Origin of the sequence: Vulcaniibacterium tengchongense (genome assembly GCF_003814555.1) — a bacterium.
GTDB lineage: Bacteria > Pseudomonadota > Gammaproteobacteria > Xanthomonadales > Xanthomonadaceae > Vulcaniibacterium > Vulcaniibacterium tengchongense.
In genome coordinates, this window is record NZ_RKQN01000003.1 from 133,579 (window position 1) to 154,819 (window position 21,241).

13 protein-coding genes are annotated in these 21,241 nt (G+C 74.8%); 7 read left to right on the plus strand and 6 right to left on the minus strand.

Going from position 1 to position 21,241, the window contains the following annotated elements:
* Window positions 1-78: 78 nt before the first annotated feature.
* Together EDC50_RS11065 and dnaE are read left to right on the plus strand one after the other, a co-directional pair.
* The gene (locus tag EDC50_RS11065; protein WP_123770552.1) at window positions 79-702 is read left to right on the plus strand and encodes a hypothetical protein; all 624 of its coding nucleotides are present in this window, start codon (window positions 79-81) and stop codon (window positions 700-702) included.
* 235 nt (window positions 703-937) lie between these two features.
* Window positions 938-4,489 (plus strand): DNA polymerase III subunit alpha, encoded by a 3,552-nt coding sequence (dnaE, locus tag EDC50_RS11070; protein WP_123770553.1) that lies wholly within the window; start codon window positions 938-940, stop codon window positions 4,487-4,489.
* Window positions 4,490-4,877: 388 nt separating this feature from the next.
* Here the strand turns inward: dnaE and EDC50_RS11075 are convergent, their stop codons facing one another.
* Window positions 4,878-7,328 carry a glycoside hydrolase family 31 protein gene (locus tag EDC50_RS11075; protein ID WP_123770554.1) on the minus strand — a complete coding sequence of 817 codons (2,451 nt, stop codon included), beginning with the start codon at window positions 7,326-7,328 and terminating at the stop codon, window positions 4,878-4,880.
* 162 nt (window positions 7,329-7,490) lie between these two features.
* Between EDC50_RS11075 and EDC50_RS11080 the strand changes: the two genes are divergently transcribed.
* Entirely contained in the window at window positions 7,491-8,450 is a 960-nt protein-coding gene (locus EDC50_RS11080; RefSeq protein ID WP_123770930.1) for an acetyl-CoA carboxylase carboxyltransferase subunit alpha, read from the plus strand.
* Window positions 8,451-8,655: 205 nt separating this feature from the next.
* Here EDC50_RS11080 and EDC50_RS11085 read toward each other — a convergent pair whose 3' ends face one another.
* Window positions 8,656-9,717, minus strand: a complete 1,062-nt coding sequence (locus EDC50_RS11085) for an NADH:flavin oxidoreductase/NADH oxidase (protein ID WP_242002995.1) — start codon at window positions 9,715-9,717, stop codon at window positions 8,656-8,658.
* Window positions 9,718-10,200: 483 nt separating this feature from the next.
* On the opposite strand from EDC50_RS11085, the gene tilS reads away from it, so the two are divergent.
* From tilS to ispA, 3 genes are read left to right on the plus strand one after another with little or no spacing between them, the layout of a single operon-like run.
* The gene (gene tilS, locus EDC50_RS11090) at window positions 10,201-11,508 is read left to right on the plus strand and encodes a tRNA lysidine(34) synthetase TilS (RefSeq protein WP_123770556.1); all 1,308 of its coding nucleotides are present in this window, start codon (window positions 10,201-10,203) and stop codon (window positions 11,506-11,508) included.
* Between the two features lie 31 nt (window positions 11,509-11,539).
* Complete coding sequence (locus EDC50_RS11095; protein ID WP_123770557.1) at window positions 11,540-11,821, plus strand: exodeoxyribonuclease VII small subunit; 282 nt, start codon at window positions 11,540-11,542, stop codon at window positions 11,819-11,821.
* On the plus strand, window positions 11,814-12,695 hold the full coding sequence (gene ispA / locus EDC50_RS11100) for a (2E,6E)-farnesyl diphosphate synthase (RefSeq protein ID WP_123770558.1): 882 nt from the start codon (window positions 11,814-11,816) through the stop codon (window positions 12,693-12,695). The genes EDC50_RS11095 and ispA overlap by 8 nt, the downstream gene beginning before the upstream one ends.
* 219 nt (window positions 12,696-12,914) lie before the next feature.
* Here ispA and EDC50_RS11105 read toward each other — a convergent pair whose 3' ends face one another.
* Together EDC50_RS11105 and pmbA are read right to left on the minus strand one after the other, a co-directional pair.
* Entirely contained in the window at window positions 12,915-13,361 is a 447-nt protein-coding gene (locus tag EDC50_RS11105) for a DUF4870 domain-containing protein (protein ID WP_277872366.1), read from the minus strand.
* A 117-nt stretch (window positions 13,362-13,478) separates the two neighbouring features.
* Window positions 13,479-14,852: a metalloprotease PmbA gene (pmbA, locus tag EDC50_RS11110; RefSeq protein ID WP_123770932.1), complete on the minus strand. Its 1,374-nt coding sequence runs from the start codon at window positions 14,850-14,852 to the stop codon at window positions 13,479-13,481.
* Between the two features lie 143 nt (window positions 14,853-14,995).
* Between pmbA and yjgA the strand changes: the two genes are divergently transcribed.
* Window positions 14,996-15,568, plus strand: a complete 573-nt coding sequence (yjgA, locus tag EDC50_RS11115; RefSeq protein WP_123770559.1) for a ribosome biogenesis factor YjgA — start codon at window positions 14,996-14,998, stop codon at window positions 15,566-15,568.
* A gap of 92 nt (window positions 15,569-15,660) precedes the next feature.
* On the opposite strand, the gene tldD is transcribed toward yjgA, so the two are convergent.
* Both tldD and EDC50_RS11125 read right to left on the minus strand, forming a co-directional pair.
* Window positions 15,661-17,118, minus strand: coding sequence for a metalloprotease TldD (gene tldD / locus EDC50_RS11120; RefSeq protein ID WP_123770560.1), 1,458 nt, complete (start codon window positions 17,116-17,118; stop codon window positions 15,661-15,663).
* Between the two features lie 162 nt (window positions 17,119-17,280).
* Window positions 17,281-21,159, minus strand: a complete 3,879-nt coding sequence (locus tag EDC50_RS11125; RefSeq protein ID WP_123770561.1) for a YhdP family protein — start codon at window positions 21,157-21,159, stop codon at window positions 17,281-17,283.
* Window positions 21,160-21,241: the final 82 nt, after the last annotated feature.

Genomic DNA, 21,241 nt, shown 5'->3' on the forward strand with positions numbered 1-21,241 from the left:
GATCGCCCGCGGGCCCGCGGACCTAGCCGGCCGGGCGCGGGTTCCGACCGTCGGCCGGATGCGAGGTGCGCCATGCGCATGCCTCATCCCACGCCCACTCCCGATCCCCTGCCCTTCGAGCGCCCGCGGGCCGCGCCCGCGGACGCCGCTCTCGCCGCGCTGCCGCTGGCCGACGCCGCGGTGGTCGGGTTCGACCAGTTGCTGCACGAGGTCCACGCCGACGCGCCGCGCGTCGACGCCGACCGCCTGCGCCGGCTCGCCGGCTGGCTGCTGGAGCTGCCCGCCGAGGCCGCGCAGCGCACGCTCGATACGCGCCTGCGGCGCGTCGACGAACTGCGCGCGATGCTCGCCGACCCCGACTGGGACAGCGACGAAGCCGTGCGCGCGCGGATCGCCAAGCTGCTCGCCTACGTCGACCGCGACGACGACCTGATCGTCGACCGCGTGCCGCTGCTCGGCCTGCTCGACGACGTGCTGCTGATCGAGTTGGCCTGGCCGGCGTTCGCCGAGGAGGCCGAGGACTACCGCGACTACTGCGCCTATTGCCAGCGCGAACGCCCGGCCGGCGGCGGCGCCGAACGCCGCGCCGCCTGGGTGCGCGATCGCATGGACGAGCTGGCGCTGCTGCGCCACGAGTGGGCGGTCCGCGCCCGCCGTTACGCGCCCGAGACCACGCCGCGCCTGCTGTTCCGGGTTTCGTAGGCGCGCAGCCCGCGGGCGCGCGCCCCGGCGCCCCCGGCGAAGCGGCAATGCGGACGCTCTCCTGCGGAGAGCGGCGGGCGGCCGCGCCTGCCTTGGGATAACCGCGGGACACGCATGCACACGCACGCGCCGCGCCGCGCGCCGCCAGGCGCTGTCAAGGCTTGCCCCGGCGCGCGGGGCTGCTACCCTGCCGAGGCCCACCGCCCGCCGTCGCCGGCGGGCGCCCAGGACCGGCATGACCGCAACTCCGTTCGTCCATCTCCACCTGCACAGCGAATACTCGCTCGCCGACTCGACGATCCGCATCGGCGAGCTGGTCAAGCGCTGCGCCGCCCTCGGCCAGCCCGCGGTGGCGGTGACCGACCTCGACAACCTGTTCGCCACGGTCAAGTTCTACAAGGCCGCCGAGGGCGCCGGGCTGAAGCCGATCGTCGGCGCCGACGTCGCCCTCGCCGACGGCAACGAGGCGGCCACGCGCATGACCCTGTTGTGCCGCGACCGCGCCGGCTATCTCACCCTGTCGCGCCTGCTCACCCGCGCCTGGCTCGAGGGCCACCGCCACGACGGCGTGGCGCTGCGCCCGGACTGGCTGCGCGAGGACAACGGCGGGCTGTTCGCGCTGGTCGGCCGCTCGAGCCTGGCCGGCCGCCTCGTCGCCGGGCGCCGCCACGACCTCGCCGAAGCCTGGCTGATGGACTGGCGCGGCGTGTTCGGCGACCGCCTGCACCTGGAGCTGACCCGCACCGGCCGCGACGGCGAGGAGGCGTTCAACGCGTTCGCCCTGCATGCGTCCGCCGCGCGTTCGCTGCCGGTGATCGCCAGCAACGACGTGCGCTTCCTGGAGCCGGAGGGTTTCGCCGCGCACGAGGCGCGCGTGTGCATCGCCTCCGGGCGCGTGCTCGACGATCCGAAGCGGCCCAAGGAATACAGCCCCGAGCAATACCTGAAGTCCAGCGAGCAGATGGCCGAGCTGTTCGCCGACGTGCCGGACGCGGTCGACAACGCGATCGCGCTGGCGACGCGCTGCAACGTCGAGATGAAGCTCGGCGAATACGCGCTGCCGGCGTTCCCGGTGCCGAGCGAGCACACCATCGAGAGCTGGCTGCGCAACAGCGCGCGCGAGGGCCTGGACAAGCGCCTGGCCAAGCATCCGCTGGCGCCGGGCAAGACCCGCGAGGACTACGACGCGCGCCTGGAGACCGAGCTGGACGTCATCATCAAGATGGGGTTCCCCGGCTATTTCCTGATCGTCGCGGACTTCATCAACTGGGCCAAGGACCACGACATCCCGGTCGGCCCGGGGCGCGGCTCGGGCGCGGGCTCGCTGGTCGCGTGGGCGCTGGGCATCACCGACCTCGACCCGCTGCCCTACGACCTGCTGTTCGAGCGCTTCCTCAACCCCGAACGCGTGTCGATGCCGGACTTCGACATCGACTTCTGCATGGACCGCCGCGACGAGGTGATCGACTACGTCGCGCGCAAGTACGGGCGCGACCGCGTTTCGCAGATCATCACCTACGGCACGATGGCGGCGAAGGCGGTGGTGCGCGACGCCGGCCGCGTGCTCGGCCATCCGTACGGCTTCGTCGACGGCATCGCCAAGCTGATCCCGAACACGCTGGGCATCTCGCTGGACGACGCGCTGGGCGAGTCGAAGGCGGCGAAGGAGGATTCCAGCCTCGCCTCGCCCGACCTGATCGCGCGCTATCACGCCGAGGAGGAGGTGCGCGACCTGCTCGACCTCGCCCGCCAGCTCGAGGACCTGACCCGCAACGCCGGCAAGCACGCCGGCGGCGTGGTGATCGCGCCCTCGCCGCTGTCCGACTTCTGCCCGCTGTTCGCCGAACACGACGGCGAGGGCCGCGGCCGCAACCCGGTCACCCAGTTCGACAAGGACGACGTCGAGGCGGTCGGCCTGGTCAAGTTCGACTTCCTCGGCCTGCGCACGCTGACCATCATCGACTGGGCGGTCAAGGCGATCAACGCGCGGCGGGCGAAGGCCGGCGAGGCGCCGCTGGACATCGCCGCGCTGCCGCTCGACGACGCCGAGACCTACCGGCTGTTCGCGCGCGGCGACACGGTCGCGGTGTTCCAGTTCGAATCGCGGGGCATGCGCGAGCTGCTCAAGCGCGCGATGCCGGACCGTTTCGAGGACATCATCGCGCTCGCCGCGCTGTTCCGCCCCGGCCCGCTCGGCTCGGGAATGGACCGCGAGTGGGTGGACCGCAAGCACGGCCATACCGAGGTCACCTACCCGCACCCGCTGCTCGAGCCGGTGCTGGCGCCGACCTACGGCGTGATCGTGTACCAGGAACAGGTGATGCAGATCGCCCAGGTCCTGGCCGGCTACTCGCTGGGCGGCGCCGACCTGCTGCGCCGCGCGATGGGCAAGAAGAAGCCCGAGGAGATGGCCAAGCAGCGCGCGCTGTTCGAGGCCGGCTGCGCCGAGCGCGGCATCGACGCCCGGCTGGCGTCGGAAATCTTCGACTTGATGGAGAAGTTCGCCGAGTACGGCTTCAACAAGTCGCACTCGGCCGCCTACGCGCTGGTCGCCTACCAGACCGCTTGGCTGAAGGTGCACTACCCGGCCGAGTTCATGGCCGCCACCGCCTCGTCGGACATGGACAACACCGACAAGGTGGTGAACTTCCTCGACGAGGCGCGCGCGCTCGGCCTGCAGGTGCTGCCGCCGCACGTCAACCACTCGGACTACATGTTCGAGGCGATCCCGTCGAGGGACGACGCGCGCGCGCCGGCCGATACGATCCGCTACGGCCTGGGCGCGGTGAAGGGCGTCGGCCGCGGCGTGTGCGAGGCGATCGTCGAGGCGCGGCGCAGCGGCGGGCCGTTCGTCGACCTGCTCGACTTCTGCCGCCGCGTCGACAGCGGCAAGCTCAACCGCCGCGCGCTGGAGGCGCTGATCCAGGCCGGCGCGCTCGACGGCCTCGGCCGCAACCGCGCCAGCCTGATGCTGCAGCTGCCGGAGGTGCTGAAGGCCACCGACCAGCTCGCCAAGGAACGCGAGGCCGGCCAGGTCTCGCTGTTCGGCGGCTTCGAGGCGGAAACGCCGGCGCTGCGCATCGATTTGCCGGAATGCGACGAATGGCCGCTGCCGCAGATCCTCACCGGCGAGCGCGACACCCTTGGCCACTATCTCAGCGGCCATCCGTTCGACCCCTACCGCGAGGAGGTGCGCGCGCTGGTCGGGCACGACCTCGGCGACCTGGAGAAGATCTGGGCGACGCGGCCGGAGTCGCGCGGCAGCTGGCGGCAGGAAGTGGAGACCGTGGTCGCCGGCCTGGTGGTCGGGCTGCGCAAGAAAGGCGACAGCCAGATGTTCGTGCAGATCGAGGACGGCCGCGGCCGCCTGGAGTGCGCGTTCTTCGCCGAGACCTACGCCGAGTACGCGCCGCTGCTGGTGCGCGACCGCCTGCTGGTGGTCCAGGGCGGCCTGCGCGAGGACAGCTTCAGCGGCGGCTTCGCCTTGCGCGCGTCGCGCTGCTGGGACTTCGACCAGATCTGCGCCAAGCACGCGCAGCGCCTGTCGTTGCGCCTGGACCTGCGCGAGCCGGGCACCTGGCAGCGCATCGACGCGCTGCTCGCCGAGCACCGCCCCGGCCCGACCCCGATCCGCCTCGACCTGCTGCTGCGCCACGGCGCCGCGGGCATGCTCGATCTCAACGGCAGCGCCTCGGTGCGGGTGGACGCCGTGCTGGCTTCGCGGCTGCGCGCCCAACCCGGAGTGAAGGCGGTCAAGCTCGCCCTGGCACGCCCCTGGGCGAACTGAGCCCCGCCCGGCTCCCTTGCTTCGGCCAGGGCTCGCCCGGCGGGTGCAGGCGGAAGCGCCGCCACGCCTCGACGGCCCGAGGCGTGCCTTGCTTCCGGCCTTCGGGCCTGCCGGGATTCCTCGCTCCCCAGCGCAACGAGGGCGCCGCCGTTCGGGCGCTCGGCTTTGCAGGCCCCTCCTGAGAGATCGCTCCACAGTAGAGATCGCTGGCTCCGCAGTGGGAGACCCGGCCACGCCGCCGAGGGCCCGGCCTGCCGGGGCATCGCGGCCTAGCCGGCCAAGGATGGCCGGCGCCCGGGCCAGGGCCGGATGCCCGGACCGGGGGAAGAGCGATGCCCCGGCAGGCCGCGCCCGGGCCGACGTAAGTTCGTCTCGATCCCGGACGCCTTCAGTAGCTCAACTCGAGGCGCCAGTCGCGCAGCGCCTCGCCCACCTCCGCCTCGACGGCGCCCGCTTGCGCGTCGTAGCGCCAGCCCGGCAACGGCCTGCCGTCGATCCGCACCTGCGCCGGCCGGCGCGCGAGGCCGTACAGCGTCAGCCGCGCCCGGTTCCACCACGGCGCGTAACCGCGCTGCTCGATGCGCGACTCCACCGCGACGCCGCCGTCGGCGACCTCGCAGCGATAGGCGATGCGCAGCAGCTCGCCGTTGCGGTAGTCGAAGCTCTCGCCATCGTCCTGGTACAGCGCGCCGCGGCAGTCGTCCGCGCCCGGCGCCGGCAGGTAGACCTGCAGCTGCAGAGGCCCCCGCGGCGTCTCGCCGGTGTGCTGCACCAGCGGCTGCAGCGGCACGATCGCGCCGGCGCGGGCGTACAGCGGCACCCCCGGCGGCCGCGGGTCGAGCTGCAGCGGCTCCTTCGCCGCGACGTGCCGGCGCGAACTGCCGAACTCGTACCACCGGCCGGGCGGCAGCGTCACCGGGTGCGGATCGAGGCGCTCGTCCACCACCGGCGCGACGAACAGGTCGGCGCCGAACAGGAAGTCGCGGTCGTTGCCGTAGAACGCCTCGGCCTGCGGATAGTGCAGGAACACCGGGCGCATCAGCGGCAGCCCGGTGCGCGCGTGCTCCTCCATCGCCGTGTACAGGTACGGCAGCAGGCGGTAGCGCAGCTCGATCGCCTCCCGGCGCCGCGCCTCATGCTCGGCGCCGTCGACCCAGGCCTCGTGCGGGCGCGTGTCGGTCGCGGCATGGTTGCGGAACAGCGGATTGAACGCGCCGAGCTGGAACCAGCGCGTCAGCAGCTCCGGCGGCGGCGAACCGATGAAGCCGCCGACATCGTCGCCGGCCAGCGCGTAGCCGGACAGGCCCAGGCTCAGCAGGTTCGGCGTGCTCTGCGCCAGGTGGTGCCAGGTGGCGCTGTTGTCGCCGGTCCAGGTGGCGGCGTAGCGCTGGGCGCCGGCGTAGGCGGCGCGGGTCAGCACGAACGGGCGCTGTTGCGGCTGCAGCTTCAGCAGGCCCTCGTAGGTCGCGCGCGCGTTGAGCATGCCGTAGACGTTGTGGATCGCACGGTGGGCGCGCGTGGTGCCGTCGTCGAGCCTGTGCACCGCGTCGGGCGCCATGGTGTTGCCGGGCACGCGGAACACCGAGGGCTCGTTCATGTCGTTCCAATAGCCGCCCGCGCCCATCGCGGCGAAGTCGCGGTACAGCCCGCCCCACCAGTCGCGCACCCGGCCCAGGGTGAAGTCCGGGAACACCGCGTCGCCGGGCCACACCGGCCCGACGTAGAGCGAGCCGTCCGGCATCTTCACGAATGCGTCCTCGCGCAGGCCCGAGTCGAACGGCGCGTAGCCGGCGCCCGGCGCGTGCTTGATGTGCAGGTCGGTGATCAGCACCGTGCGCAGCCCCTGCGCGCGCAGGTCGGCGATCAGGCCTTCGAAGCCGGGGAACCGCTTGCGGTCGACGGTGAACGGCGCGTAGCCGTCCTGGTAGTCGATGTCGAGGTAAAGCGCATCGCCGGGGATGCGCCGGCGGCGCAGTTGCGCGGCGATCTCGCGCACCTTCGCCTCCGGGTGGTAGCTGTAGCGCGACTGCTGGAAGCCCAGCGCCCACAACGGCGGCAACGGCGCCCGGCCGGTCAACGCGGTATAGCGCTCCAGCACCCTGGCCGGCGCCGGTCCGGCGACGAAGTAGTAGTCCAGCTCGCCGCCGTCGGCGCCGAACGCGTAGCAGTCCTCCGACTCCTTGCCGAAATCGAAGCTGCTGCGGTGGGCGTTGTCGAAGAACAGCCCGTAGGCGCGGCCGGCGCGCAGGGCCAGGAAGAACGGGATCGACTTGTACAGCGGATCGCTCCAGCCCTGCCAGCCGTAGGCGTCGGTGTTCCACATGGTGAAGGCGCGGCCGCGCCGGTCGAGCGGGCCGGCCTTGTCGCCCAGGCCGTAGTAGTGCTCGTCCGCGGGCATGCGCATCCAGGCGCGCACGCGCGGGCCGTGCGGCGCGTCCATCCACGCCATCGGCAGTTCGGGGGCGCCGGCCAGCAACTCGCGGCCGGCGGCGTCCGCGAACACGATCCGCAGCGGCTTGCGCTCGATCGTCGCGACCACGTCGCCGGCCGCGATCCGCACCGCTGCGGGCGTTTCCTCGATCCGCACCTGCGGCGGCGACGGCGCTTGGATCACCGCCCACGACGGCGTCCCGTCGAAGCGCCCGTCCGGGGCCATGCGCACGCGGAACACGCCCTCGGCATGGGCGCTCACCCGCACCCGCGCCGGGCCGCTGCGCAACTCCACCCCGTCCGGGCGCCGCTGCACCGCGTCCGCCGCGCCCAGATGGCGCCAGCCCTGCGCATCCGCGACCAGCGGCGCCAGCAGCAGCACCAGCGCCGAGACCCAGCCGTTGCGCATCGTCTTTCCTCCCGACGGTCGACCGGGCCGATTCAAGCACGCGTCCGCGCGGGCGGCGCGCTGAAGTCGTTTGCAGTCGGAGTCTCCGTACCACACCGGACCTCTCGGTATGGTCCGCCCCGCTCGGCTAGACTGATGCCTTTCCCGGCCATCGGCCCGCGCATGAATCCGAACTACCTCGACTTCGAACAACCCATCGCCGACCTGGAGGCCAAGATCCAGGAGCTGCGCCACGCCAGCAGCGGCCCCGCGGTGGACGTCGACGCCGAAGTGCACGCCCTGCAGGACAAGCTGCGCCTGCGCACCGCCCAGATCTTCCGCGACCTGACCCCGTGGCAGGTGTCGCAGCTGGCGCGCCATCCGGCGCGGCCGTACACGCTCGACTACGTCCGGGTGATCTGCGACGAGTTCCAGGAACTGGCCGGCGACCGCGCCTTCGCCGACGACGCCGCGATCGTCGGCGGCCTCGGCCGCATCAACGGCCGCAGCGTGGTCATCATCGGCCACCAGAAGGGCCGCGACACCAAGAGCAAGATCAAGCGCAACTTCGGCATGCCGCGCCCGGAGGGCTACCGCAAGGCGCTGCGGCTGATGAAGCTGGCCGAGCGCTTCAAGCTGCCGCTGTTCACCTTCATCGACACCCCGGGCGCGTACCCGGGCGTCGGCGCCGAGGAGCGCGGCCAGTCCGAGGCCATCGCGCGCAACCTGCTGGAGATGAGCGAGCTGAAGATCCCGGTGATCTGCACCGTGATCGGCGAAGGCGGCTCCGGCGGCGCGCTGGCGATCGGCGTCGGCGACCGCACGCTGATGCTCGAGTACAGCACCTATTCGGTGATCTCGCCGGAGGGTTGCGCCTCGATCCTGTGGAAGGACGCGGCCAAGGCCAAGGACGCCGCCGAGCAGCTCGGCCTGACCGCCAAGCGGCTGCTCGAACTGGGGCTGATCGACAAGATCGTGCGCGAGCCGATCGGCGGCGCGCACCGCAACCCGAAGCAGATGGCGATCCGGCTGAAGGCGGTGCTGCTCAACGAGCTCGACGCGCTGGAGCCGTTGCCGGTCGAGGAACTGCTGGAACGCCGCTACCGCCGCCTGCGCGGCTACGGCGCCTACGAGGCGGCCTGAGCCTCGCCGGCGAGGCCGGCGCCAAGCCCCATCCCGGCGGCGCCGAGGCCTTCCACCCCGCTCATGCGGAACGCGCGCGGGAGGGACGCGCGAAGCCGCGCCCCGTCGTTCGCTTCGTCCGCGGGGCCCGTCGACGCGCTGGACCGGCCGCACCTGCCGCGGACGAGTGCGGCGGACTGCGCGGAAACGCCGCAACCGCCGCGCTTCACCACGCCCGCAGGTACTGCTCCGGCACCGGCGCCTCCGCGCCCAGCGCCTTCGCCGCGCGCAGCGGGAAGTTCGGGTCGCGCAGCAGCTCGCGCGCCAGCAGCACCACGTCGGCCGCGCCCTCGGCGAGGATCGATTCGGCCTGCTCCGGGGTGGTGATCATCCCGACCGCGCCGGTGGCGATGTTCGCCTCGCGGCGGATCCGCGCCGCGAACGGCACCTGGTAGCCCGGCGCCACCGGCACCTTCGCCTCCGCCACCAGCCCGCCGCTCGACACGTCGATCAGGTCGACGCCGCGGTGCGCGACCAGGCGGGCCAGCGCCGCGCTCTGCTCGATGTCCCAGCCGCCCGCGGCCCAGTCGGTCGCGGAGACGCGCAGCCACAGCGGCAGGCGTTCCGGCCAGACCTTGCGCACCGCGTCGACCACCTCGAGCAGCAGGCGCACGCGGTTGTCGAAACAGCCGCCGTAGGCGTCGCGGCGGCGGTTGCTCAGCGGCGACAGGAACTGGTGCAGCAGATAGCCGTGCGCGGCATGGATCTCGATCAGGCGGAACCCCGCGGCGCGCGCGCGCCAGGCGGCGCAGGCGAAATCGTCGACCACGTTGGCGATCTCCGCGGCGGAGAGCTCCCGCGGCTGCGGCGAACGCGCGGAAAACGCCAGCGGCGACGGCGCCACCGGCGTCCAGCCGCCGTCCCCGGGCGCGAGCGCGCCGCCGCCGAGCCAAGGCGCGGCGGTGCTCGCCTTGCGCCCGGCATGGGCGAGCTGCACGCCCGGCGTCGCCCCCTGCGCGGCGATGAAGCGGACGATGCGCGCCCAGGCTTCGCCCTGCGCGTCGTTCCACAGCCCGGTGTCGGCCGGCGAGATGCGGCCTTCGGCCGAAACCGCGGTGGCTTCGGCGATCACCGCGCCGGCGCCACCGGTGGCGCGCGCGCCGAGGTGCACCAGGTGCCAATCGCCGGGCACGCCATCGTTCGCCGAGTATTGGCACATCGGCGACACCGCGATGCGGTTGCGCACGGTCAGCGAACGTTGGGTCAGGGGTTGGAACAGCCGGGACAACGCACCACCTCGTGTCTTCGTCGCGACAGATGATGCGTGCGAATCGTCGGCGCGGCAGCCGCACCGCTGGGCCGCAGCATTCCATCGCCGGCCGGCGCCGCGCGCGTGGCCGCTCACGCGCGCTTCACGGCAGCGTTCCGCGCGCGCGCAACGCTGCGTGCCAATGCGATCCCCGTTGTCGAGCAGGTCGCGCGCCGCGCAAAGCCGAAGCGCACCGGGGCGACGGATCCCGCGAGCGCCGGACGGGCGCTCGCCCGCTTCGCGTCGCCGAGCGAAGGCGCGGCGCATCGAGACGGATGCCGCCGGCGCGGCCGTCGGCAGGCGTCTGCGACACATGCCCCGGGGCCACCGTCGCGCTGCGCGAACGCCCAGGAGGCGGGCCGCGGCGCACGGGCACGGGCCGGCCTGGGCTTGCGCCCGCTGCCGCTCCCCTCTCACCGGGCACCATTGCAGCCGCGCGCCCGCCGCGCCGATCATGGCGCGATGCCGCCGCTGCCCGCTCCCGCCGTGCCGCCCGAACTGCCCGCGACCGGCGCGCTGGTGGTCGGCTTCAGCGGCGGGTTGGATTCGACCGTCCTGCTGCACTGGCTCGCCGCCGATCCGGCGCTGCGCGCGCGCGGCCTGCGCGCGTTGCACGTGAACCACGCCCTGCATCCGGCGGCCGACGCCTGGCAGCGCCATTGCGTGGCCGTCTGCGAACGGCTGCAGGTGCCGCTGCGCAGCGTGCGCGTCGAGGTGCAGCGCGGCGCCGGGTCGGGGCTGGAGGCCGCGGCGCGCGAGGCGCGGCACGCGGCCTTCGCCGCGGAACTCGCGGCCGGCGAGGTCCTGGTCCTCGCCCACCATCGCGCCGACCAGGCCGAGACCTTCCTGCTGCGCGCGTTGCGCGCCTCCGGGCCCGACGGGCTCGCGGCGATGCGGCCGTGGCGCCGCTACGGCGCGGGCTGGCTGTGGCGGCCGCTGCTCGGCTGCGGCCGCGACGCCCTGCTCGCCCACGCCCGCGCGCATGGGCTGGGCTGGATCGACGATCCGGGCAACGCCGACCCCGCCTTCGACCGCAACTTCCTGCGCGCCCGCGTGCTGCCGCTGCTGCGCGAGCGCTGGCCGCACGCCGACGCCGCGCTGGCGCGCGCCGCGGCGCTGTGCGGCGAGGCGCAGGCGTTGCTCGAGGACGGCGACGCCGAGGCCCTGGCGCTGGCCGCCAGCGCCGACCCGCACTGCCTGCGCGTGGGACCGCTGCGGGCGCTGCCGGCGCCGCGCCGCGCGCGCGCGCTGCGCCGCTGGATCGCCGCGCTCGGCCTGCCGCCGTTGCCCGGCCACGGCGCGGAGCGGATCGAGCGCGAACTGCTGTGCGCGCGCATCGACGCGGCCGCGGAATTCGCCTGGCGCGGCGCGCGCATCCTGCGCTGGCGCGGGTTGCTGCACGCCGACCGGCCGCGCCCGCCGCTGCCGGGCGACTGGGAAGCGGACTGGGACGGCGCGGCGCCGCTGCCGCTGCCCGGCGGCGGTGCGCTGCGCCTGGAGGGCGCGGCCCGGTTCGACGCGCCGCTGCGCGCCCGCGCGCGTCGCGGCGGCGAGCGCATCGCCCTGCCCGGCCGCGCCCATCGCCATGCGCTCAAGCACGTGCTGCAGGCGCTGGAGGTGCCGCCCTGGGAGCGCGCGCGGCTGCCGCTGCTGTTCGCCGCCGACGGCGCGCTGCTCGCCGCCGGTGACCTGGTCTACGCCGCGCCGTTCGACGCCTGGCTGCGCGCGCGCGGCGCGCGCCTGCGCCGCACGCCCGGGGCGGCCGATTGACCGTCCGCGACCGCGGCCGCACACTTCGCGCATGCCGCGCAAACCCGCCGACGACGCCGTCGAAACCTCCCCGGTCGCCGATTTCGAACGCTCGCTCGACGAGCTCGAACAGCTGGTCGAGAAGATGGAGCACGGCGAGATGAGCCTGGAAGAGTCGCTCGCCGCCTACGAACGCGGCGTGGGCCTGTACCGCCGCTGCCAGACCGCGCTGGAGCACGCCGAACTGCGCGTGCGCCTGCTCAGCGATCCGCAGGAGCCGGCCTCGGCCGAGCCGTTCGCGCCCCTCCCGGGCAACGCCAACGGCGATGCCTGAGCCGCGCCTGGCCGGCTGGCGCGAGCGCGCCGACGCCGCGCTCGCGCGCGTGCTGCCCGATCCCGACGCATCGCCGAGGCGCCTGCACGCGGCGATGCGCCATGCGGTGCTGCTCGGCGGCAAGCGCATGCGCCCGCTGCTGGTCTACGCCGCCGGCGCGCTGTTCGGCGCCGCCGACGAGGCGCTCGACGCGCCCGCCGCGGCGGTCGAGCTGGTCCACGCGTATTCGCTGGTCCACGACGACCTGCCGGCGATGGACGACGACGCGCTGCGCCGCGGCCAGCCGACCGTGCACGTCGCCTTCGACGAGGCCACCGCGATCCTCGCCGGCGACGCGCTGCAGGCGCTCGCGTTCGAGGCGCTGGCCGCGGCGCCGCTTGCCGATTCGGTGCGCGTCGCCCTGCTGGGCACGCTCGCCCGCGCCGCCGGGGTCGCCGGCATGTGCGGCGGCCAGGCCCTGGACCTCGACGCCACCGGCCGCGGCGGCGCGCTCGCCGCGGCCGAACTGGAGCGCCTGCACGCGCTCAAGACCGGGGCGCTGATCCGCGCCGCGGTGCGCATGGGCGCGCTGTGCGGCGGCGCCGGCGAGGCCGAGCTGGCACGCCTGGACCGCTACGCCGAGGCGCTCGGCCTGGCGTTCCAGGTGCGCGACGACATCCTCGACGTGGAAAGCGACAGCGCCACGCTCGGCAAGACCGCCGGCAAGGACGTCGCGCAGGACAAGGCCACCTTCCCGGCCCTGCTCGGCCTGGACGCCTCGCGCGCGCGCCTGGGCCAGCTGGCCGCGGCGATGGCCGAGGCGCTGGCGCCCTACGGCGAGCGCGCCGCGGCGCTGGCGGCGCTCGGGCGGATGGCGATCGAACGCGACCGCTGAGCGCGCCTGCCGGCGCCCACCGCGGCCCTCAGGCCGGCGATGGAGCACGACGATCGCGCTCGCGGCGGCCGGCCCTCCCCGGCGCGCGAGCGCGGCCTGCGATGCGGCGCCATGCGCAACGCCGCCGCAACGGAAGCGCCGCGCGGGCGGCAGCCGGACTGGCGCGCCGAAGACCGGCGCGGCGCTCCCGCTCGCGGTGCGGAGCGCGAGCGGCCAGCGCTACTTCACCAGCCGCAACGCGAACGGGTAGCGGTAGCTCACGCCGTCGTTGGCCTTGACCGCGGCGATGATGGTGAACACCAGCCAGGCGATGCCGATCAGGATCCAGGCCGGGATCGCGATCAGTACGCCGATGCCGAGGGTCACCACCACCAGCACCACCAGCGCCACGCAGGCCAGCGCCACGGTGATGTTGAAGTTCAGCGCCTCCTTGCCCTGCTCGTCGACGAAGGGCATGGTGTCCTTCTTCACCAGCCAGATGATCAGCGGCCCGAGGAAGGTGCCCCAGCCGCCGACGCCGGAGGTCAGGATCGCGCCGGCGATCGCCGACAGGTGGGCGAACATCGCCCACTGCCGCTGGTCGGCGGGCACGCCGCCGGGCTGCGCGTCCGCGGGCGGCGGGGGCGGCGGCACGGCCTGGTTCGGATCGACGGGGTTCTCGCTCATGGCCTCGGCTCCCTCAAGCCCGGATGGGCCCGGCCACTTTCCGCGCGCGCAGCCGGCGCGGTCAAGTGCGGGCGGTCCCGGCGCCTTGCGGCACGGTCCGCCCGGCCCGGCGCGCGCTCAGTCCTCGCCGGCCACCGTCATCCTGCCGACCAGGATCGAACCGGTGCGGACGTGCGAGCGCGCGTCGACGTCGCTGCCGACCGCCTCGATCGCGCGGAACATGTTCTTGAGGTTGCCGGCGATGGTGATGCCGTCGACCGGGTACTGGATGCGCCCGTCCTCGACCCAGAAGCCGGCGGCGCCGCGCGAGTAGTCGCCGGTGACCGCGTTCACGCCCTGCCCCATCAGCTCGGTCACCAGCAGGCCGCGGCCCATCCCGCGCAGCATCGCCTCGAAATCGCCGGCGTTGGCGGCAACCTGCAGGTTGTGCACGCCGCCGGCGTTGCCGGTGGTCTGCAGCCCGAGCTTGCGCGCCGAGTAGCTGCCCAGCACGTAGCGCTGCAGCACCCCGCCCGCGACCAGCGCCGACTCGCGCGTGGCCACGCCCTCGGCGTCGAACGAGGCCGAACGGAAGCCGCGGCGCAGGAACGGCCGCTCCTCGATCGCGAACCATTCCGGGAAGACCTGGGTGCCGGCGGCGTCGACCAGGAAGCTGGCGCGCCGGTAAAGCGCCCCGCCCGAGACGGCGTTGAGCAGGTGCCCGATCAGCGAGCGCGCCATCTCGGCGGCGAACAGCACCGGGTACTCGCCGGTGGCGAGCCGGCGCGGCGCCAGCCGCGCAACCGCGCGCTCGGCCGCCTTGCGCCCGATCGCCGCGGCGCTTTCCAGGTCCTCGGCGGCCAGCGCGTAGCTGTACCAGCCGTCGCGTTGCATCGCCTCGCCGCGGCCGGCGATCAAGGCGCAGGCCAGGCTGTGCTGGGTGCTGCGCTCGCGGCCGACGAAGCCGTGGGTGTTGGCGTACACCGCCACGCTCTCGCCGGTGCCGAGCGAGGCGCCGTCGGAATTCCCGATGCGCGCGTCGCTGTCGCGCCCGGCCTGCTCGCAGGCCAGGGCCAGGTCGATCGCGCGGTCGGCGTCGATGGCCCACGGATGCCAGGTGTCGAACTCGCGGATCTCGGTGGCCATCCGTTCCGGATCGGCCAGGCCGGCGGCCGGGTCGTCCTCGGTGTGGCGGGCGATCGCGCAGGCCTGCTCGACGGTGGCGTCCAGGCTCTCCGCGCGCAGGTCGGCGGTGCTGGCGCTGCCCTTGCGCTTGCCGAAGTAGACCGTCACCGAGATGCCCCGGTCGCGGGTGGATTCGACCGTCTCCACCTCGCCCATGCGCACGTTGACGTTCAGGCCGGTGTCCTCCGAGCAGGACACCTCGGCCTGGCTGGCGCCGCGGGCGCGGCAGCGCTCGAGCAGGCGCTGCGACAGTTCGGCCAGCGCGTCCAGGCGGGCCTGGCTGTCGCCGAGCGAGGCGGCGTAGGCGGGAAGGTTCTGGCGGGCGATCGGGTTCAACGGCGTGTCCCTGGTTGGAGTCCCGCGGCCGCGACGCGCGCGGCCCGGAACGGTCGTGAGTGGAAAAGTGCTTTATCCGCGCCGATCCGGGAAAATCCGGGACCGAACGTCGTCACCTGCAGCAGGCACGCACCATGCGCGGCAAAGATCCCGAAACCGGCGAGTACCTGGGCCCCAGCCGCAGCCGGCAACGGCGCGAGGCGCTGGAGGTGCTCGCGCTCGGCGAGCGGCTGGCGGAGCTGAGCGAGGCCCAGCTGGCGCGCCTGCCCGTGCCGGAGTCGCTGCTGCCGCACATCCGCCAGTGCCGGCGCATCACCTCGCACATCGCGCGCAAGCGCCAGCTGGCGTACCTGGCCAAGCAGATGCGGCGCGAGGACGACGACACCCTGCACGCGATCCGCGACGCGCTCGACGAGCACGGCGAGGCGGCGCGCCGCGAAGTCGCGGCCATGCACCGCGCCGAGGCCTGGCGCGAGCGCCTGCTCGACGGCGGCGACGAGGCGCTGGCGCGGCTGCTCGCCGAGCACCCCGACGCGGACCGCCAGCGCCTGCGCCAGCTGGTGCGCAACGCGCAGGAGGAGCGCAAGCGCGAGAAGCCGCCGCGTTCCTACCGCGAGCTGTACCGCGAGCTGCACCGGCTGATCGCCGGCGGCGCGGCGCCTGCGGCCGAACCCGGCGAGGGCGATGCGGAAGACGAGCTCGCCTGAAGCCGGGCGAGCGCGCCGGCGGGCCGCGCCACGGCGCGCGCCCGCTCTCCGCCGGATCGGGTTCCGCCCGATCGGATCCCTGCCGCCGCGGCTCACGCCTGGGTGCCGCCCACCGTGAGCTGGTCGATCAGCAGCGACGGCTGGCCGACGCCGACCGGCACGCTCTGGCCGTCCTTGCCGCACACGCCGACGCCTTCGTCCAGCGCGAGGTCGTGGCCGATCATCTTCACCCGCTGCATGGTCTCCGGGCCGTTGCCGATCAGGGTCGCGCCCTTGACCGGCGCGGTGATCCGGCCGTCCTCGATCAGGTAGGCCTCGGTCGCGGAGAACACGTACTTGCCGCTGGTGATGTCGACCTGGCCGCCGCCGAAGTTGACCGCGTACAGGCCGCGCTTCACCGAGCGGATCATCTCCTCCGGATCGTGCGGGCCGGCCAGCATGTAGGTGTTGGTCATGCGCGGCATCGGCAGGTGCGCGAACGACTCGCGGCGGCCGTTGCCGGTCGGCGCCATGCCCATCAGCCGGGCGTTGAGCGTGTCCTGCATGTAGCCGACCAGCACGCCGTCCTCGATCAGCGTGGTGCAGTTCGTCGGCGTGCCCTCGTCGTCGACGTTGAGCGAGCCGCGGCGGCCCGGCAGGGTGCCGTCGTCGACGATGGTCACCCCCTGCGCGGCCACGCGCTGGCCCAGGCGGCCGGCGTAGGTCGAGGTGCCCTTGCGGTTGAAGTCGCCCTCCAGGCCGTGGCCGACCGCCTCGTGCAGCAGTACCCCGGGCCAGCCGCTGCCCAGCACCACCGGCATCACCCCGGCCGGCGCGTCGACCGCCTCGAGGTTCACCAGCGCCTGGCGCAGGGCCTCGCGCGCAAACCGCTCCGGCTTGTCGCCGTCGAGCAGTTCCGCGTAGCCGTAGCGGCCGCCGCCGCCGGCGTAGCCGCTCTCGCGCCGGCCGCCCTGCTCGACGATCACCTGCACGTTCAGCCGCACCAGCGGGCGCACGTCGGCGGCGAGCACGCCGTCGCTGCGCGCCACCAGCACGGTGTCGACCGCGGCCGACAGGCTGACCATCACCTGCTTCACCCGCGGGTCGGCGGCGCGCAGCAGGCGGTCGACGCGGCGCAGCGCCTCGACCTTGGCTTCGTTGGCGTAGCCGTCGATCGGATCCTGCGCCGGGTACAGCGCGCGGCCCTCGCCGCGCGCCAGCGCGTGCCCGGCGCGCGCGCCGCGCCCGGGCGCGACCGCGCCCTTGGAAATCGCCCGCGCCGATTGCGCCGCGCCCAGCAGCGCCTGCGCGTCGATCTCGTCGGAATAGGCGAAGCCGGTCTTCTCGCCGCTGATCGCGCGCACGCCGACGCCCTGTTCGATCGAATGCGCGCCGTCCTTGACGATGCCATCCTCGACCGTCCAGCTCTCGCGGCGCGAATGCTGGAAGTACAGGTCGCCGAAGTCGACGCCGGGCCCGAGCAGCGCGCCGAAGGCGCGTTCCAGGCCGCCGGTGTCGAGCCCGGCGGGCAACAGCAGGCGGGATTCGGCGATTTGCAGGGGAAGGGTCATGGACGGTCCGGGGTGGGGAAACGGGTCGCCCCTCCCGCGTGCGGGAGGGAAAAAGGCCGCACGGCGGCCGGGGATTGGGCGGGCGGGCCACCCTGCGGCGGGTCGGCGCCTGCGCCTCCGTGGAGGCGCGTCAGCGCTAGATGGTGCCACGAAGGCCGCGGATCAACCGGCGCCCGGCGGCCTCGCCGCCGCGGCGCGGCTCTGTTCGCCGCCGATCACCTCGACCTTCGGGTCCTTCCACGGCCCGGTGACCCGGTAGGTGCGTGCGGCGATCTGCCCCAAGGGCTTGCTCAGCACCGCGTTGGCGGCGGCGCCGATCGCCGCGCCGACCGGGCCGCCCGCCAGCGCGCCGGCGACCGTCAGCAGGTTGCCGGCCTTGGGCCGGACCTCGACGGTCTGGTCGAAGCGCTGCGCGCGCAGGTCGGCGCTGCCGCGGATGGCGATCGACGCCGCCGGGCCGTCGATGCTCAGGTCGTCGCTGCGCGCCTGGCCGGCCTCGAAGCGGACCTCGCCGCCGGCGCGGTTGAAAGCGAACCCCTTGGAGAAGAAATCGCGGAAGTCGAGCATCAGCCGGCGCGGCAGCTGGGCGATGCTGAGCAGCCCGAGCACCCGTCCCGCGCCCGGCTCGACCTCGAGCAGGCGGCCGTTGCGGACGTCGGCGGTGAAGCGGCCGTCGAGCGAGCCCGGGTCGAACGCCGCCGGGCTGCCGTTCCATCCGGCCTGGAAGCGCAGGCTGCCCTCGCCGCCGGCGAGCTGGCCGCCGTAGCCGAGCCCGTTCATCAGCGCGCCGAGATCCTCGCTGTCCACGCGCAGGTCCAGCCGGGTGCGGGCCTGGGCGCCACGGCCGCTCCAGTCGCCGTCGAGCTCGATCGTCTGCCGCGGCGCCTGCGCCCGGAACCGCTCGATGCGCAGGCCGGTCGCGCTCGGCCGGGTGCGCAGCTCGGCGGCGCCGAGGCGCGCGTCGGCGACGCGCAGGTCGTCGATCTCGAAGGTCAACGGCGGGATCCGCGCCGGGTCGAAGCCCGCGTCGGCGGCGGCGGGCGCCGGCGCGTGTCCCGGTGCCTGCGCCGAAGCCGATGCGGATGCCGGCGCCGCGGCGCCCGCGCCCGCCGCCCGCTGCGGAGCGCGCCAATGCACGCGCTGGAACCGGCCGGCGATCGGCGCGCCCGGCCCGGCCGGCACCAGCAGCGCGCCGGCCAGGGCCTCGCCCTCGGCCTGCACCGCCAGCGCGCCCTGCGGCGCCGGCACCACCCGCAGGCGGGTGTCGGCGAATTCGCCGCCGAGCAGGCGCAGCCGTTCGGCGGCGACGTCGATGCGCTGCACCGGCAGGCCGCCGCCGCGGCCGCCGCCTTGGGTCAGGGCGATCCAGTCGATCGCATCCAGGGTCGCCGCGCGCCCGCTGGCGACCAGCCCGTGCGGCGGCGCCGGCTGCTCGACCCGGCTGCTGCCCAGGGCGACGCGCACCCCGGTCTGGCCGTTGCCGCTGCGCGCGCGCAGCGCCATCCGCGAGCCCAGGCCGACCGCGATCTCGCCGCTGCCCAGCGGCAGCGGGACCTCGACCGTGGCCGGCAGCGCCTCGCCGGCCGGCTTGTGCAGCGGCGCCGGCAGGTCGAGCGCGGTGCCGGCCAGGTTCGAGCGCAGCCGCAGCAGGCCCGCGGCGTTGGCCGCGCCGGCGCCGCGCGCCATGCTCACGCCGACGTTCCAGTTCGAACGCCCGTCCAGGTACGGCTTCAGCCAGGCCAGGTCCGGCGCGCGCGCCAGCAGCGCATCGGCGTCGAGCGCGGCGTCGAGCTCGGCCTCGAACGCCGCGGCCGGATCGCGCACGTAGGGCGCGCCCGCGCGCAGCGACAGCGATCCGGGCTGGCCTTCGTGGCGCACGCGCAGGCCCTCGGCGCGGAAGCCGTCGCGGGAATACTGGGCGCGGCCGCGGACCTGGTCGAAGGCGAGCTGCCAGCGCGGGTCGGCGAGCCTGGCGTCGGCGAGCTCGACCGTGCCCTCGATCGCGGCGGTCGCGCCGCGGCGCAGCGGCAGGTCCAACGCGAAGCCGACCCGGGCGGGGCCGCTGGCGTCGAGCTGGCGCAGGGTTTCGCCGTGTTCCTTGCGCAGCGGACTCTGCCGCAGCAGCGCCAGCAGTTGCGCCGCGTCGCCGCCGCCCTCGGCCTGCACGGTCAGCGCGCCGTCCTTGTAGCGGTCGATGCCGGCGCGGATCGAACGGATGCCGACGCCGGCCAGGCGGCCGCTGCCTTCGACGCGGAAGCCGTCGGCGACGAACGAGACGGCGGCGTCGAGCCCCTCCACCGCCGGCCAGTCCGGCTGGAACTTGACGGTCGCCTGGTGCAGCCGCGCGTCGGCCTCGAAGCGGCCGTTGCGATCGCGGAACGGCCATTCGTCGAGGTCGCCCGAGACCAGCGCGCGGCCGTCGCGCACCTCGCCGCCGATCAGCGCGGCATCCAGCCACTGCACCACCCGCGCCGGCATCCTGTGGCGCACCCAGAACCCCTTGGCCGCCGGCACCGCGGCGGTGTCGACGTTCGCCGCCAGGTCGATCCATGGCCGGCTGCCGTCGCCCTGCCACCACAACCCGCCGCGCAGTTGCAGGCCGATGTCGTCGCCGCGCACGCGCAGGCCGGACGTGGCCACGCGCCAGCCGGCGCCCTCGCGCCAGCCGCCGATCGTGCCCTGCAGGCGCGCCGCGTGGACGACGCCGAAGCCGCGCGGCCAGTCGAAGCGGAAACGCGAGGCCGGATCCAGGCGCAGGCTGAAGCCGTCGGCGTCGCCTTCGAAATCGCCGGCCAGGCCCTGCAGCCCCGGCGCGTCGCCGACCGCGGCGAAGCCGAGCGCGTCGACCCGCGCCCGCGCGTGCAGCGGCCCGCCGCGTCGGCCGTCGATGGCGATGCCGCGCAGCGCGGCCTGCGGCCGGGTCCGCACCAGCCACTGCCGCAGGCGCGCCGGCAGCGCGTCGCTGAGCGCGGCGGCGGCCAGCAGCGGGCCGGCGTCGAGCCGCGCCGCGTGCAGGCCGTAGCGCTCGCCGCCGGCCACGCGCAGGCCGTCGAGGGTCTGGGTGCCGGCGCCGGCGCCGACGCGCAGGCGCGGCGCGTCCAGGCGCCAGCCGCCGGGCGCCAGCTGCCAGCGCGCCAGCGCATCGACCCGGCCGAACGCCAGGCGCGGCGCGGGATCGGCGCCCAGCGCCGCGCCGCGCAGGCCGATGCGCTCCAGCGCCGCCGCCGCGCGGACCCGGACCACGCGATGCCCGCGCAGCTCGGCCCAGGCCTCGGCGCGCCCCTGCCCGGACTCCACGCCGATGCCGGCGAACTGCAGCAGCGGCGCCCATGCGGCCAGCTCGGCGCGGCGCAGGCCCGCATAGGCGCGGCCGTCGCCGCGCTTGCGGTCGAAGTCGATCGCCGCGTCCAGTGGCGACGCCGCCGTGCCGGGGACGCCGACGCTGGGCCAGGCGCGCAGGCCGGCGCGCACGCGGTCGCCGGTCACGCGCAGGCGCAGGTCGATCTTCGGGATGCGCACGTCCACGCCGAGCTGCGGCGCCAGCACCGCCAGCTTGCCGTCGATCACCTGCAGCTCGCCCAGCCCCTGCAGCGCGCCCAGCGGGTCGCCCTGGGCGGCCTGCTCCTGGCCGGGCAGGCCGCGCACCCGCCAGCGGCCGTCGGCGGCGCGCTCCAGGGCCAGGTCCAGCCCGCGCAGGCGCAGTTCCGAGAAGGCCCGTCCCGGCAGCAGGCCGGCGTACAGCGAGACCAGCATCTCGGCGTCGCCGACGGTGAAGGTGTTCGCGCCCTCGCCCACCCGCAGGTTGTCCAGCCGCAGCAGCGGGCCGCGCCGGGTCCAGGCGGTCTCGACCCGGTCGAACGCGACCGCGCGGCCGGCGCGCTCGCTCAGCCAGGCGGCGATGCGCCCGGGGTGGCTCTCGGCCAGCGGCAGCACCTGGCTGGCCACCGCCAGCAGCAGCGCGAGCAGCACCAGGCCGATCGCCACGGCGTAGCCGATGCCGCGGCGGAGCAGGCGCAGGCGGCGGCGCAGCGGGGTGGGCATCAGCGTCGCGCCCCGGGCGCGGGCTTCATGGCTGCGACGGACGCAAGACCGACCCGACGACGCCCGGATCCCGGACGCCGGA